The 14,781-nt window shown below is 73.0% G+C and carries 14 protein-coding genes and 1 pseudogene; 10 read left to right on the top strand and 5 right to left on the bottom strand.

All coding sequences use genetic code 11. The features are described from left to right. Positions 1–78 precede the first annotated feature (78 nt). Complete coding sequence (locus tag B1205_RS04460) at positions 79–588, top strand: hypothetical protein (RefSeq protein WP_089154463.1); 510 nt, start codon at positions 79–81, stop codon at positions 586–588. A 3-nt stretch (positions 589–591) separates the two neighbouring features. Beyond that, positions 592–1,161 carry an RNA 2',3'-cyclic phosphodiesterase gene (thpR, locus tag B1205_RS04455; RefSeq protein WP_089154462.1) on the top strand — a complete coding sequence of 190 codons (570 nt, stop codon included), beginning with the start codon at positions 592–594 and terminating at the stop codon, positions 1,159–1,161. 97 nt (positions 1,162–1,258) lie between these two features. Here thpR and B1205_RS04450 read toward each other — a convergent pair whose 3' ends face one another. The 4 genes and pseudogenes from B1205_RS04450 to B1205_RS04435 all read right to left on the bottom strand — a co-directional run bounded on the left by B1205_RS04450 (position 1,259) and on the right by B1205_RS04435 (position 6,037). Beyond that, positions 1,259–2,245, bottom strand: coding sequence for an aldo/keto reductase (locus tag B1205_RS04450; protein ID WP_089154461.1), 987 nt, complete (start codon positions 2,243–2,245; stop codon positions 1,259–1,261). A 62-nt stretch (positions 2,246–2,307) separates the two neighbouring features. After that, a pseudogene (sepH, locus tag B1205_RS04445) lies at positions 2,308–3,355 on the bottom strand (septation protein SepH). 189 nt (positions 3,356–3,544) lie between these two features. Beyond that, the gene (gene serC, locus B1205_RS04440; protein ID WP_089154460.1) at positions 3,545–4,672 is read right to left on the bottom strand and encodes a phosphoserine transaminase; all 1,128 of its coding nucleotides are present in this window, start codon (positions 4,670–4,672) and stop codon (positions 3,545–3,547) included. A 258-nt stretch (positions 4,673–4,930) separates the two neighbouring features. After that, the gene (locus B1205_RS04435) at positions 4,931–6,037 is read right to left on the bottom strand and encodes a citrate synthase 2 (RefSeq protein WP_089154459.1); all 1,107 of its coding nucleotides are present in this window, start codon (positions 6,035–6,037) and stop codon (positions 4,931–4,933) included. 274 nt (positions 6,038–6,311) lie between these two features. Here B1205_RS04435 and pdxH point away from each other — a divergent pair, with 274 nt between their 5' ends. From pdxH to B1205_RS04400, 7 genes are all read left to right on the top strand, one after another. Beyond that, complete coding sequence (pdxH, locus tag B1205_RS04430) at positions 6,312–6,941, top strand: pyridoxamine 5'-phosphate oxidase (RefSeq protein ID WP_176308464.1); 630 nt, start codon at positions 6,312–6,314, stop codon at positions 6,939–6,941. Beyond that, the gene (locus B1205_RS04425; RefSeq protein WP_089154457.1) at positions 6,938–8,230 is read left to right on the top strand and encodes an MFS transporter; all 1,293 of its coding nucleotides are present in this window, start codon (positions 6,938–6,940) and stop codon (positions 8,228–8,230) included. Before pdxH ends, B1205_RS04425 begins: the two co-directional genes overlap by 4 nt. 15 nt (positions 8,231–8,245) lie before the next feature. Next, complete coding sequence (locus B1205_RS04420; RefSeq protein ID WP_089154456.1) at positions 8,246–9,172, top strand: aldose 1-epimerase family protein; 927 nt, start codon at positions 8,246–8,248, stop codon at positions 9,170–9,172. A gap of 2 nt (positions 9,173–9,174) precedes the next feature. Then, the gene (locus tag B1205_RS04415) at positions 9,175–9,777 is read left to right on the top strand and encodes a nitroreductase family protein (protein WP_089154455.1); all 603 of its coding nucleotides are present in this window, start codon (positions 9,175–9,177) and stop codon (positions 9,775–9,777) included. A 54-nt stretch (positions 9,778–9,831) separates the two neighbouring features. Beyond that, the gene (locus tag B1205_RS04410; RefSeq protein WP_089154454.1) at positions 9,832–10,137 is read left to right on the top strand and encodes a type II toxin-antitoxin system VapB family antitoxin; all 306 of its coding nucleotides are present in this window, start codon (positions 9,832–9,834) and stop codon (positions 10,135–10,137) included. Positions 10,138–10,142: 5 nt separating this feature from the next. Continuing rightward, complete coding sequence (locus B1205_RS04405) at positions 10,143–11,303, top strand: acyl-CoA dehydrogenase family protein (protein WP_089154922.1); 1,161 nt, start codon at positions 10,143–10,145, stop codon at positions 11,301–11,303. 99 nt (positions 11,304–11,402) lie between these two features. Further along, a complete protein-coding gene (locus tag B1205_RS04400) occupies positions 11,403–12,230 on the top strand; it encodes a DUF4230 domain-containing protein (protein WP_089154453.1) in 828 nt (275 codons plus the stop codon). Here the strand turns inward: B1205_RS04400 and B1205_RS04395 are convergent. Further along, positions 12,212–12,415 carry a PspC domain-containing protein gene (locus B1205_RS04395; RefSeq protein WP_089154452.1) on the bottom strand — a complete coding sequence of 68 codons (204 nt, stop codon included), beginning with the start codon at positions 12,413–12,415 and terminating at the stop codon, positions 12,212–12,214. The two genes, B1205_RS04400 and B1205_RS04395, sit on opposite strands and share 19 nt — an antisense overlap. Before the next feature lie 962 nt (positions 12,416–13,377). Between B1205_RS04395 and B1205_RS04390 the strand changes: the two genes are divergently transcribed. Continuing rightward, positions 13,378–14,748: an L-serine ammonia-lyase gene (locus B1205_RS04390; protein ID WP_089154451.1), complete on the top strand. Its 1,371-nt coding sequence runs from the start codon at positions 13,378–13,380 to the stop codon at positions 14,746–14,748. The last annotated feature ends 33 nt before the right edge of the window (positions 14,749–14,781 follow it).

The following is a 14,781-nucleotide window of genomic DNA, read 5'->3' as shown; positions in this document are numbered from 1 at the left end:
GGCCCCGCTTAACAGCCGTACCGATCGGTTTTCGCATTGGGGTGGCGGGGTGGGTGCGGGAGGGCTTAGCGTCGATGCGTGGGATGGGGGCAGGGGTTGCTGCTGGCGCTGGCGATCCTCGCCGTCTGCTGCCTGCCCGCCCTCTTCGCGCTGCTCTTCTGCGCCGACGAGATCCTCGACCGGGTCGCCTGCGGCTGGGCCGAGTGGCGGGAACAACGCTGCGAACGCCGCACCATCGCCCGGCTCGACCAGGCCATCGAGGCCGAGGCGCTGACCCGCGACATCGACCTCACCGAGTTCGAGCGGGAGGGCCGCCGCCCGCTGGAACAGCTCGCCACCGACCTGCGCCGCCTCGGCGGCCACCGGCTGGCCGCCGCCGACCGCTCGGTGGTGTGGCACGGCGCGGTCATCGAGGCGTACGACGAACGGTTGCGCGCCGCCTGCCACGCCCTCGGCATCGCCGAGCACCTCGCCGAGCTGACAGGCGTCGACCGGGAGATCGAACGGGTACGCGTCGAAGGGCTGCTGCACGCCGCCGGGCTGACCCTGCCGGCCGCCCGCGCGGCGCACCACCAGCGCCACCGCTGACCGGTGCGGTTGTTCGCGGCGGTCTACCCGCCCCCGGCAGCGGTCACCGACCTGACCGCGCAGGTCGCCGCGCTGCGCGTCGCCGCCGCTTCGGCCGTCGGCGTCGCCGTCCGGCTGGCCGACCCGGCCCACCTGCACCTGACGCTGGCCTTCCTCGGCGAGGTGCCGGACGACCGCCTGGTCGACGCCGAGAGCGCGCTGGGGCTGGCCGCGCAAACTTTCCGGGACGGTCGGGGCAGCCCGCCACGGCTACGCCTCGGCGGTGGAGGCAGCTTCGGCCAGGGTCGCTCCACTGTGCTCTGGGTGGACGTGCAGGGCGAGGTGGATGCGTTGGGCACCCTCGCCCGGCTGATCCGGCACCGGCTGCACGGTGCCGGATTGCCGCACGACGACAAGCCGTTCCGGGCGCACCTGACCATCGCTCGCCCGGGCGACCGCGTCGACGTACGCGCCGACCGGGAGACGTTGCACGGGTACGCCGGCCCGGAGTGGCCGGCCGACGAGCTGGTCCTGGTCCGCAGCCGGCTCGGTGCCCGCCCCCGCTACACCCGCCTCGCCGCCTGGGCACTCTGACCCCGCCGCCCCGCCGCCCCGCCGCCCCGCCGGAGGCGGCGGTTAAGAAGGGGCCCTTCCTATGCAGAATGCGTTAATAGGGGGCCCCTCCTTACAGCTACCAGGCCCAGGCTTCGGGGCCGGGGCCGCCGTTGCCGATCGGCGGGAACAACTCGTCGAGGCGGGTCAGGGCGGCCTCGTCAAGGTGGACGTCCAGCGCGTTGAGGTTGCGGTCGAGCTGGTCCATGGTGCGCGGGCCGACGATCGGGGCGGTCACGCCCGGTCGGGAGAGCAACCACGCCAGGGCCACGTCCGCCGGGTCGTGGCCGAGGTCCGCGCAGAGCTTCTCGTACGCCTCGATGGTGGTCCGGTGCTCGGCCAGCACCCTGGCGGACCGGCCGGTGGCGCCCCGGCCGGCACTGCCGTCGGCGACCTTCCGGATGATCCCGGAGAGCAGCCCGCCGTGCAGCGGCGACCAGGGGATGATGCCCAGGCCGTAGTGCTGCGCGGCCGGGACGACCTCCAGCTCGACGTGCCGGGTGAGCAGGTTGTAGATGCTCTGCTCGGAGACGAGCCCGAGGAAGTTGCGCTTGTCGGCGGCTGCCTGCGCCTGCGCGATGTGCCAGCCGGCGAAGTTGGACGATCCGACGTAGAGCACCTTGCCCTGTGCGACCAGCGTCTCCATCGCCTGCCAGATCTCCTCCCACGGCGTGGTCCGGGAGACGTGGTGCATCTGGTAGAGGTCGATGGTGTCGGTCTGGAGGCGGCGCAGCGAGTCCTCGCAGGCCCGGATGATGTGCCGGGCGCTCAGGCCCTGGTCGTTGGGCCACTCGCTCATCGTGCCGTACACCTTGGTGGCGAGGACGACCTTGTCGCGGCGCCCGTCGCCCTGCGCGAACCAGCGGCCGACGATCTGCTCGGTGGCGCCCTCGCCGGGCTTCCCGCCGTAGACGTCTGCGGTGTCGAAGAAGTTGATCCCGTGTTCCAGCGCGCGGTCCATGATGGCGGAGCTGTCCGGCTCGTTCGTCTGCGTCCCGAAGTTCATGGTGCCGAGGCAGAGCCGGCTCACCGACAGGCCGGTGCGTCCCAGGTTCGTGTACTCCATGGGTACACCCTGACACGCGGGCACTCAGAGTGCCTAACCGCTGCCTCAGGGTGGACCCTCGATCAGGAGGACTCGCGGGCCGCCGGGCCGCTGCCGAAGAGGACGTCGTCCCAGCTCGGCAGCCGCTTGCGGGGCTTGCCACCGGCGTCGGTGGACTCGGTGCCCGAGCCGCCGGACGTGGCCGCTGCGGCACCGGTGCGCCGGGGCCGCAGCACGGCCAGCGACGGCACGGCCGGGACCTCCTTCGGCGCGTCCGAGTCGTCGTCGAACGCCGAGCCCTGCCCGCCGCCGAGCAGCGCGGCGGCGCCACCGGCGACGGCCCGCTGACGCGGGGCGTCCGGCCCGGCGAGCGCGGCCGGGGTACGGGTGTCGAGGCCACGGCCGGACGTGCCGCCGAGCGGCCGGTCCAGCGAGGCGAGCAGCGCGTCCCGGCCGGCGCNGGCCGTGCCCGCCGCGGCTCGGCTCGCCGCGCGACGGGCCGGGCAGCGCGTGGCCGCCCCGCTCGGGCGCCGGCTCCTGGCCGAGGATGGGTGTGGGCCGCTCGGCGCACAGATATTGCGCCATGTCGTCGTGTGGGGCGACGAGCTGACGGGACTTGTCGAGATCCCACACCGCCTGCGCGGTGGCCTTGCCGGACGGCCAGGTGGCGATGATCCGCCAGGTGCCGTCGTCGCGGCGGTAGGCGTCCCAGGAGATCTTCTCGGTGTCGATGCCGTGCTGGGCCAGCCGACCGTTGACCACCTCGGCCAGCGGCGTCGGCTTCTCCGCGCCCTTCAGCCGGGTGCGGCGGGCATGCTGCGCGAGCATGGCCCGCTCCTGGAGCACCGGGCCGGCGTAGCGCAGCACCCGGTCGACCGGCACGCCGGCGATGCGGGCGACGTCCTCAGCGGACTCGCCGGATCGGATCCGGGCCTGGATGTCGCGCGGGGACAGCGACGGCGTCGGGTCGGTGGAGGCCGGCACCACCGCGAGCGGGGTCGCGCCCGGCTCGGCGTGCAGCACCGAGGCGACGCGCTCGTCGATCGGGAGCGCGAGCAGGCGGCCCACCTCGTCGGTGAGCACCAGGGCCTGGCCGTCCTCGGAGAGGGCGACGAAGCGTACTGGGCGCATGGGCTTGCCTCCGTCCCGCTTCGCTGGCCGTCACGCCACGAGCCGGCCACCCGGGCGTCTCGCACCACCGTACGCTCATCTACCCGGCCATGGGGATTGCGACACCCCGGCATGTCGTGACTGAGCTGCGGCAATGATCACGTTGGGTGGCCGCCGGAGCCCCGACGACCACCCAGCGTGATCAGACGATCAGAGTCGCTCGACCACGTAGTCGATGGACGCGGTGAGTGCCTCCACGTCGGCCGGCTCCACGGCCGGGAAGAGCGCGACCCGAAGCTGGTTGCGGCCCAACTTGCGGTACGGCTCGGTGTCCACGATGCCGTTGGCGCGCAGCGCCTTGGCGATCGCGGTGGCGTCCACCCCGTCGGCGAAGTCGACGGTGGCGACCACGTTGGAGCGCAGCGCCGGGTCCGACACGAACGGCGTGGCGAACGCCGAGCGCTCGGCCCAGCCGTACACGATGCCGGCGCTCTCGGCGGTGCGCTTGGCCGCCCAGGCCAGCCCGCCCTGGGAGTTCATCCAGTCGGTCTGCTCGGCGGCCAGGAAGATCGTGGCCAGCGCGGGCGTGTTGTACGTCTGCTCCAGCCGCGAGTTGTCGATCGCGGTGACCAGGTCGAGGAAGGCCGGGATGTAGCGGCCGGAGGACTTGATCTCGGTGGCCCGGGCGAGCGCGGCCGGCGACATGAGCGCCAGCCAGAGGCCACCGTCGGAGCCGAAGCACTTCTGCGGGGCGAAGTAGTAGACGTCGGTCTCGCCGACGTTCACGTCCAGCCCGCCGGCGCCGGAGGTGGCGTCCACCAGCAGCAGCGAGCCCTCGTCGGCGCCGGGCACCCGGCTGATCGGCACCGCCACGCCGGTGGAGGTCTCGTTGTGCGGGGTGGCGTAGACGTCCACGCCGGCCTCGGCGACCAGCGTCGGGGCGCTGCCCGCCTCGGACTTGCGTACGGTCGGCTCGCCCAGGAACGGCGCGTCCTTGACAGACTTGGCGAACTTCGCGCCGAACTCGCCGAAGCTGGCGAACTGGGCCCGGTCGCGCACCAGGCCGAACGTGGCGACCTCCCAGAACGCGGTGGTGCCGCCGTTGCCGATGATCACCTCGTAGCCCTCGGGGAGGGAGAAGAACTCGGCGATGCCCTGGCGTAGCCGGGCGACCTGGTCGCGGACCGTCTTCTGCCGGTGCGACGTGCCCAGGTAGCTGGTGGCGACGTCGGCGAGCGCGGAGACCGCCGCCGGACGGACCTTGGACGGGCCGCAGCCGAAGCGTCCGTCGGCGGGCCTGAGGTCGTCGGGAATCCGGATGGTCGGTGCGTCAGCCACGGTTGTCTCGATCCTTCCGCATGGGCGAGGGCGGGCCCTTCCTGCGGGCGCGGTCGGCGGCCGACTCGTGCGTCGAGCGCACGGGACGGCCGGGCTCCGCACCCGGCCGGCAGCGCTGCCGGCCTTCATCCTCGCACCCGCCCGGCCTGACCCCACCGCGCGTCCCACGCCGGCTGCTGAGGCGTACGCCACAGCGCGGATGTTAAGAAGGGGCCCCGCCTATGCAGAATGCGTTAAGCGGGGGCCCCTCCTTACATCTCAGACGCCGTGGGGGATGGCGTCCCAGCCCTCGACCTGCTGCGGCTTGCGGGTGCCCGGCCCGACGTAGGTGGCGGACGGGCGGACCAGCCGCTGGAGCTTCTTCTGCTCCAGGATGTGCGCGGACCAGCCACCCATCCGGGCGCAGGTGAACATCGAGGTGAACATGTGCGCCGGCACCTCGGCGAAGTCCAGCACCACGGCCGACCAGAACTCGACGTTGGTGGCGAGGACGCGGTCCGGGCGGCGGGCCTGGAGCTCGGCCAGCGCGGCCTTCTCCAGCGCCTCGGCGACCTCGAAGCGCGGCGCGCCCAGCTCCTTGGCGGTGCGCCGGAGCACGCGGGCGCGCGGGTCCTCGGCCCGGTAGACCCGGTGGCCGAAGCCCATCAGCCGCTCGCCCCGGTCGAGCACGCCCTTGACGTAGCCCTCGGCGTCGCCGCTGCGCTCGACCGCCTCTAGCATGGTCAGCACCCGGGACGGGGCGCCGCCGTGCAGCGGGCCGGAGAGCGCGCCGATGCCGGAGGAGATGCACGCCGCCGCGTCCGCGCCGGTGGAGGCGACGATCCGGGCGGTGAACGTGGAGGCGTTCAGGCCGTGCTCGGCGGCCGAGATGAAGTACGCGTCGACGGCCTTGACATGCCGCGGGTCGGGCTCACCCCGCCACCGCTTCATGAACCGCTCGACGATGGTCTCCGCCTTGTCGATCTCCTTCTGCGGCACCGCCGGCAGGCCCAGGCCGCGCGCCGACTGGGCGACGAAGGAGAGCGCGGTGACCGACACCCGGGCCAGGTCCTCGCGGGCCTGGGCGTCGGAGATGTCGAGGAGCTGGTCGAGCCCCCAGTACGGGGCCAGCATGGCGACCGCCGACTGCACGTCGACGCGGATGTCGCCGGAGTGCACCGGCACCGGGAACGGCTCCGCCGGCGGCAGGCCCGGCCCGAACCGGCCGTCCACCAGCAGCGCCCAGAGGTTGCCGAAGGAGACCTGACCGATCAGATCCTCGATGTCCACGCCCCGGTAACGCAGCGATCCGCCCGCGCGGTCGGGTTCGGCGATCTGGGTCTCGAAGGCTACGACGCCCTCCAGGCCCGGCTTGAAATCGGACATGTCGTCTCCTGGCTTCCGGCTCGGTGCGCCCGGGCGGGCTGATCCGGTCCCGCAGCTCAGGCGACCCCTCAGGGATGTGGTGCGGAACATCTTGCCCGGTGAGTAACCACGCGCGCGACCCACCGCCACTGTGCGCCACGCGACATCCCCGCCGGTGGACGCGAGCGCGGGTAGGAGAAGACTAGGCGTCGGGGCCTGGCCAGCGTCGGGGGACGCCGGAACGCCCCGGACAAGGACGGCGAGAGTGACAGGCGACACACCCGCTCCGGCCGGCATGCGTAACGAGTACGCCGCCGACCAGGGCCTTTCCGAGCCGGATCTGGCGCCGGACTGGCACACCCAGTTCGCCCGCTGGTTCGCCGACGCGGTGGCCCATCCGCTGCCCGAGCCGAACGCGATGGTGGTGGGCACCGCCGACGCGCGGGGCCGGCCCAGCGGACGCACGGTGCTGCTCAAGGGGTACGACCCGGAGGGCTTCGTCTTCTACACCAACCACGGCTCCCGCAAGGGCGTCGAGGCGACCGCCAATCCGTGGGCCAGCCTGGTCTTTCCCTGGTTCCCGATGCAGCGGCAGGTGACCGTCACCGGTCGGGTCGAGCGGGTCGACCGGGCCGAGACCGAGGCGTACTTCGCCACCCGGCCGCGCGGCTCGCAGCTCGGCGCGTGGGCGAGCGCCCAGTCCGCCGTGGTGCCGGACCGGGCCGCGCTGGACGCGGCGTACCGGGCGGCGGCGGAGCGCTTCGCCGACGTCGAGCCGATCCCCGCGCCGCCGCACTGGGGCGGGTTCCGGGTCCGCCCGGAGACGGTGGAGTTCTGGCAGGGGCGGGCCGGTCGACTGCACGACCGGCTGCGCTTCCGGCGTACCGAAGACGGGGTCTGGAACGTCGAGCGGCTCGCGCCGTGACGAAGGTCACGGCGGCCCGGCGGCGCGAACCCCGCCGCTGGGCGATCGACCTGCGCCCGTTGGGCGTGCCCGCCTACCGGCGGGTGTGGCTCGGCAACGCGGTGGCGATGTTCGGCTTCCAGTTCACCGCCGTGGCCGTTCCGGTGGAGATGTTCGACCTCACCGGCGGCTCGTTCTGGGTCGGGTTGCTCGGCGTCGCCGGCTTCGTGCCGCTGCTGATCTTCGGGCTCTGGGGCGGCGCGGTCGCCGACGCCCGGGACCGGCGACGGGTGCTGCTCGCCGCCGGCGCCCTGCTCTGGGCCGCGACGCTCGGGCTGCTGGTGCAGTCGCTGGCCGGGGCGCGCAGCCCGGTGCTGCTCCTGCTGCTGGTGGGCGTGCAGTCGGTGGCGTTCGCGATCACCTCGCCGGCCCGCAGCGCGATCCTGCCCCGGCTGGTGCCGACCGAGCTGGTCCCGGCCGCCACCACGCTGAACTACACCACGTTCACCGCGGCGGCCGTCGCCGGCCCGCTCGCCGCCGGGCTGATCTTCGCGACCTGGCGCGTCGACGCGGCGCTGCCCATCGCGTACGGGCTGGACGCGCTGCTGTTCACCGTCTCGCTCTGGGCCACCCTGCGGCTGCCGGCGATGCCACCCGAGCCGGACCCGGGCGGCGGCGTCCGCAAGGCCGGGCTGGGCAGCATCGTCGACGGCTTCCGCTACCTGGCCACCACGCCGGTGCTGCTGCTCTCCTTCGCCATCGACCTGATCGCGATGATCCTGGCCATGCCGAGGGCGCTCTTCCCCGAGCTGGCGCAGGACCGCTTCGGCGGCGGCGCGGCGGTCGGCTGGCTCTACAGCGCCATCGCCATCGGCGCGATGCTCGGCGGTCTCACCTCCGGCTGGATCGGCCGGGTCCGCCGGCAGGGGCTGGCGCTCACCGTGGCGGTGGTCGGCTGGGGCGTGGCCATCGCGCTCGCCGGGCTGGCCGGCCGGCTCTGGCTGGCGGTGCTGCTGCTCGGCGTGGCCGGCGCCGCCGACCTGGTCAGCGCCACGCTGCGGCAGTCGATGCTGCTGGTGTACGCGCCGGACCGGATGCGCGGCCGGCTCCAGGGCGTGAACACGGTGGTCGTGGCCGGCGGCCCGCGCCTGGGCGACCTGCGGGCCGGCGCGATGGCCGCCGGGTTCGGCACCGGCTTCGCCATGGTCGGCGGTGGTCTCGCCGCCGCCGTGCTGGCCGTGCTGCTGGTGACGGTCTTCCCCACGCTGGTCCGCTATCGCGCCACCACCCCCGCCGAGGACCGTCGCTGACGGTAGGGTCGCCGAATGGGGAAAGACGCGCCCGCACCGTCCGGGACACAGTGGACCATCGCCGCCGACGGCCACGAGGCCGTCGTGGTGGAGGTGGGCGGTGGGCTGCGGGCCTACCGGCATGACGGGCTGGACTACCTCGACGGGTACGCCGAGGACGAGATCAGCCCCGGCTCGGCCGGGCATGTGCTGGCGCCCTGGCCGAACCGCATCCGCGACGGCGCGTACACGTTCGGGGGCCGTTCGCTCCAGCTCGACCTGACCGAGCCGGAGCGGCACAACGCCCTGCACGGCCTGGTCACCTGGGCCCGCTGGGAGCTGGTCGAGCATTCGCCCGACAGCGTGACGCTCGGCTACGACCTGCCGCCCACCCCGGGCTACCCGTGGGCGCTGCGGCTGCGCAGCCGGTGGAGCGTCGGCCCGGACGGCCTGCGCGCCGAGCACGAGGTGACGAACCTCTCCGCCGAGCCGGCGCCGTTCGGTTTCTCCGTGCACCCCTACTTCCGGCTGCCCGAGGTCGGCGTGGACGACCTGCTGCTGCGCGTGCCGGGGCGCAGCCGGGTGGTGTTGGACGGCCGGCTGCTGCCGGTGGGCGTGGCCGGGGTGACCGGCACCGAGTTCGACTTCACCAACCCCCGCCCGATCGGCGACCTGGTGCTCGACCAGGCCTTCGGCGACGTGGAGCGGGACGCCGACGGCGGTTCGGCGGTGACGCTCGACGCGCCGGACGGCGCGTCCGGGCTGCGCATCTGGGCGGACCGCGAGTTCGGCTGGTGGCAGGTGTTCACCGGCGACACGCTCGGCGGTGAACGGCACCGTCGCTCGGTCGCGGTGGAGCCGATGACCTGCCCGCCGGATGCGTTCCGGTCCGGCCGTGACGTGATCACGCTCGACGCCGGGCAGACCTGGCGGGGTGCCTGGGGCGTCCGGCCGGCGGTCTGAGCGTGGAGTTCGCCGAGGTCGTCCGCCGTCGCCGGATGGTGCGCAACTACGACCCCGACCGGCCGGTGCCGCCCGAGGTGGTGGACCGGTTGCTGGCGCACGCGGTGCGGGCCCCGTCGGCCGGGTTCGCCCAGGGGTGGGGCTTCCTGGTGCTGGAGGAGCCGGCCGACCGGGCACGGTTCTGGACGGCGACCACGCCGGACGGCGGCGGCCGGGAGCGCTGGCTGACCGGGATGCGCCGGGCGCCGCTGATCGTGGTGCCGCACGCCAACCGGGACGCCTACCTGGACCGGTACGCCGAACCGGACAAGGGCTGGGCGGACCGCGCCGAGGCACGCTGGCCGGTGCCCTACTGGTACGTGGACACCGGCTTCGCCGCGCTGCTGATGCTGCTCACCGCCGTGGACGAGGGGCTGGGCGCCTGCTTCTTCGGCATTCCGCCGCAGCGGACCGAGGCGTACCGGGAGGCGTTCGGGGTGCCGCCGGAACTCCACCCGATCGGTGCTGTCACGATCGGTTACAGTGCTGTCGACCATCGGTCACCATCGCTGCGGCGGGGGCACCGTCCGGTGGATGATGTGGTGCGACGGGGGCGGTGGAGCTGAGCGGTTAGGCTGGCACCCACATCGTCAGCCGGGCCTGGGGGAGGAGAGCACGCCGTGATCTTCAGGGCGGTCCGGGACGGGCGTCCCTACCCGGAGCACAACTTCACGCTGAAGCAGTGGGCCGAGATCCCACCGCGTCCACTGCGGCTGGATCAGCTCATCACCACCAAGCGAGAGTTGGCGCTGGACAAGCTGCTCGCGGAGGATTCCACCTTCTACGGCGACCTCTTCCCGCATGTGGTGCAGTGGAACGGCGGCCTCTACCTGGAGGACGGCCTGCACCGGGCGTTGCGCGCGGCGTTGCAGCAGCGCAATCAGATCCACGCCCGGGTGCTGGTCCTCGGCGACCAGGGCGAGTGACCGCCGTGACCGGTCTCGACCTGCTCGACCTCGACGCGTCACTGAGCGAGGAGGAGCGGCAGATCCGCGCCGTCGTGCGCCAGCTCGTGACCGACCGGGTACGCCCGCACGTCGCCGGCTGGTACTTCGACGGTGAGGTGCCGGCGCGCGACCTGGCCCGCGAGTTCGGCAAGCTCGGCCTGCTCGGCATGCACCTGACCGGGTACGGCTGCGCCGGCGCGTCCGCGGTCGCGTACGGGCTGGCCTGCCTGGAGCTGGAGGCCGGCGACTCCGGCGTCCGCTCGCTGGTGTCGGTGCAGGGCTCGCTGGCCATGTACGCGATCTGGCGCTTCGGCAGCGAGGAGCAGAAGCAGCGGTGGCTGCCCGCGATGGCGACCGGCGACGCGATCGGCTGCTTCGGGCTCACCGAGCCGGACCACGGCTCCGACCCGGCCTCGATGGCCACCCGGGCCCGCCGCGACGGCGACGACTGGATCCTCACCGGCAGCAAGATGTGGATCACCAACGCGCCGATCGCCGACGTCGCCGTGATCTGGGCCCGCACCGACGACGGCATGCGGGGTTTCGCCGTACCCATGGACACGCCGGGTGTGACGGCGCGCGAGATCTCGCGCAAGATGTCGCTGCGCGCCTCACTCACCGGCGAGATCGCCCTCGACGACGTGCGGCTGCCGGCGGACGCCCGGCTGCCCGACGCGATCGGGTTGAAGGCGCCGCTGAGCTGCCTCACCGAGGCGCGGCACGGCATCGTCTGGGGCGCGCTCGGCGCGGCCCGCGACTGCCTGGAGACGACCCTGGAGTACGCCACCACGCGCACCCAGTTCGGTCGGCCGCTGGCCGGTTTCCAGCTCACCCAGGCGAAGCTCGCCGATATGGCGGTGGAGTGGAACAAGGGGATGCTGCTCGCGCTGCACCTGGGCCGGCTCGCCGACGCCGGCGCGCTCCGGCCCGAGCAGGTGAGCGTGGGCAAGCTCAACAACGTGCGGGAGGCGCTCGCCATCGCCCGGCAGTGCCGCACGATCCTCGGCGCGAACGGCGTCTCGGGCGACTACCCGGTGATGCGGCACGCCAACAATCTGGAGAGCGTGCTCACCTACGAGGGCACCTCGGAAATCCACCAGCTCGTCATCGGGCAGCGGCTCACCGGGCTCTCCGCGTTCGCCTGACCTGCGGTTGCACCCGATCGGGGCACTCGACGAGCGAGTGTCGCACGGTGCCCGTACCGTCATTGTCAGTCGATGTGTCGGACGAGGACGGTGAGGGCGATGGCCCGCGACGGTGACACCCAGCAGCCCACCAGGGAGTTCCCGGAATACCCGACCAGCGAGTCCCTGCACGAGCGGGCGGATCCGGCGCCCGGGTTCGATCCCGGCGATCCGGCCGACCCCGCCGACCGGCCGGCGGCCGGTGGCGGCCCCGTCCGGGGCCTGCTGTGGGTGCTCGGTGCGGCGGCGCTGGCGGTGGTGGTGCTGCTCGGCGTGCAGGCGACCAACCTGCTGCCCGACTTCCGCAACCCGTTCGCCAAGGAGCAGACCGACCGCAGCCAGCCGCCGCTGCTCAAGTCGATCCGTGACCTGAGCCGCTACGTCGCCGCGGAAGGCAACTTCCAGGTGGTGGTCGACGTGCAGAACGACCGGCGGAACGTGCCCGACTTCCTGCTCAACGAGCGCACGCTCTTCGTCGGGGCGGGTCGGGTCGAGGCGTACGTCGACTTCACGAAGATCGCCGACGGGGCCGTGGTGGTCTCCGACGACGGCAAGACCGCCGAGATCAAGCTGCCTGCGCCGCAGCTCGGCGAGACCAACCTGGACCTGGAGAAGAGCTACGTCGTCGCCCAGCAGCGGGGCCTGATCAACCGGATCAACGACCTGGTGGCCGGCGACCCCAACCGGCAACAGCAGGTCTACAAGCTGGCCGAGGACCGGATCACCACGGCGGCCCGGGACAGCGGGCTCGGCGAGCGGGCCGAGGAGAACACCCGCAAGATGCTGGAGGGGCTGCTGCGCTCCCTCGGCTACGAGAAGGTGANCGCCCCGGCCACTCCGGGGCGGGCGCGACGGGTCAGCCGGGTGACTCAGCGGGTGGCGAGGTAACGGTCCTCGTTCGGCATCAGGACCCACAGGATCAGGTAGACGATCACCTGGGTGCCGGGCAGCAGCAGCGACAGCAGGAACAGCAGCCGGACCATGCCGGCCGACATGCCGAACCGCTGCCCCAGGCCGGCGCAGACACCGGCGATCATGCGCCCCTGGCGGGGCCGGACCAGTTTGCGACTCATCGTCGTCTCCCACTTCTGCGGCGATCCGCCGCGCTGATTCCACGCTAGGTCTCCGGTGCGCACCGTGCCCTCGGCCCCGAGGATGATCGGCGACCCGGGCACCCGTAGGTGCTTACCCCCGCGCACCCCCGCCGACGCCCCCACCCCCGCCGATGCCCCGTCCGCCTCCCGCCCCGCCCCGCCCCGCTCGGCTCCACCCCATCCCGCCGGTGGTCACCTGGCGGAATCCGGCCGGCGGTCTCCACCAGCTTGTCCTCGTCGAGGCGGACTGCGGTCCGAGGCGGACGGTGATGCGCAAGGATCTGCTGGCTGCTGGCTGCTGGCTGCTGGCTGCTGGCTGCTGGCTGCTGCGCCTTGCGGGCCGGCGGGGTGGCCCCGCGAATACGGTTCGGTTACTGAGGGTGATCGGAGCGGGAGCATGTGCTGCACAGTTGGCGGTATACCTGAGAGACATAATTATGCCTGTGGGGTATGCCGGTGCCACCTGTTCATATCTGCGGGCTGCGACACGCCCGCGACGCGACGCGGCAGACCGGGGGCATGGCGTGCGCCGGCCCGGCCCGGCCCGGCCCGGGCTGGGTCTGGCTCGCTCGGCCCGGGTGTCACGTCCGCATCAGCGATCCGTCGGGTGCCTCGCCGCTAGGTCGGCGAAGTGGCGGTATCAGCTCGCTGGGAAGCAACCACCTCGCCGAAACGGCGATCAGGCGCGCACTGACGCGAAGCCGGTACGCCGAGGTGGTGCTGTCAACGCGCGCTCGATGCCATTACTTCCCCGAACTGGCGTAGGGGGCACCGGAGGGGTGGGAAGCGGTGTTGAGTCCGGGGCGGGGCGGGTAGTGAGCTGGGCGGGTAGGCTCGCCGGTCGGGCGCCCCCACCCCGGGCGCCGGCCGTGCGTCGCAGGGCGCGGCACCGCACCGGTTCGGAACCGCACGACGGGGACGACGGCGAGGAAAGTGCAGCCATGATCAGTGTTTTCGATCTTTTCAGTGTCGGTATCGGGCCGTCCAGCTCGCACACCGTGGGGCCGATGCGGGCCGCCCGGACGTTCGTGACGGGTCTGAAGGCGGACGGGCAGCTCGCCGACGTGGCCCGGGTGCAGGCGGAGCTGTTCGGCTCGCTGGGCGCCACCGGTCACGGCCACGGCAGTGACCGCGCGGTGCTGCTCGGGCTGGAGGGGGAGGCCCCGGAGACGGTCGACACCGATCAGGTGGGGCCACGGGTGGCGGCGATCCGGGACGGGCGGCGGCTCGCCCTGCTCGGCAGCCAGGAGGTCGACTTCGACCCGGACCGGGATCTGGTGCTGCACCGCCGCCGCTCGTTGCCGTACCACCCGAACGGGATGACGTTCGCGGCGTTCGACGCGGCCGGGAACGAGGTGCGGGCGCGTACCTACTACTCGGTCGGCGGCGGGTTCGTGGTGGACGAGGCGGCCGCCGGGGCGGACCGGATCAGGCCGGACGACACCCGGGTGCGGTACCCCTTCCGCACCGGGGCGGAGCTGCTCGACGTCACCGCCGACACCGGCCTGTCGATCAGCGAGGTGATGCTCGCCGACGAACTGTCGTGGCGCAGCGAGGCCGACGTGCGCGCGGGGCTGCTGGACATCTGGCGGGTGATGCGGGAGTGCGTGGCGAACGGCTGCACCCGCGACGGCGTACTCCCAGGTGGGTTGAAGGTCCGCCGACGCGCGGCCGAGCTGCGGCGCGGCCTGGAGGCGGAGACCGGCGCGGACGACCCACTGCGGGCGATGGACTGGGTGACGCTGTTCGCGCTGGCGGTCAACGAGGAGAACGCGGCCGGCGGGCGGGTGGTGACCGCGCCGACGAACGGGGCCGCCGGGATCATCCCGGCCGTGCTGCACTACTACACCCGGTTCGTGCCGGGCGCCTCCGAGGAGGGGGTGGTCCGGTTCCTGCTGGCGGCCGGTGCGATCGGCGTGCTGTTCAAGGAGAACGCATCGATCTCCGGGGCCGAGGTGGGCTGCCAGGGTGAGGTCGGCTCGGCGTGCTCGATGGCGGCGGCGGGGCTGGCCGAGGCGATGGGCGGCACGCCGGCGCAGGTGGAGAACGCCGCCGAGATCGGCATGGAGCACAACCTCGGGCTCACCTGCGACCCGGTGGGCGGGCTGGTGCAGATCCCGTGCATCGAGCGCAACGCGGTGGCCAGCATCAAGGCGATCACGGCGGCCCGGCTGGCGTTGCGAGGTGACGGGGTGCACGCGGTGTCGCTGGACAAGGTGATCAAGACCATGCGGGAGACCGGCGCGGACATGAAGGTCAAGTACAAGGAGACGGCGCGGGGCGGGCTCGCGGTCAACGTGATCGAGTGCTGACCCCGTTGGGGTGATCCGGTGCCCGAGCCGGGA

The organism is Micromonospora sp. NBS 11-29 (assembly GCF_002140155.1).
Classification (GTDB): domain Bacteria; phylum Actinomycetota; class Actinomycetes; order Mycobacteriales; family Micromonosporaceae; genus Micromonospora.
The sequence above is the reverse complement of the archived record's forward strand: the minus strand, read 5'-3'. Positions and strand labels throughout refer to the sequence as shown.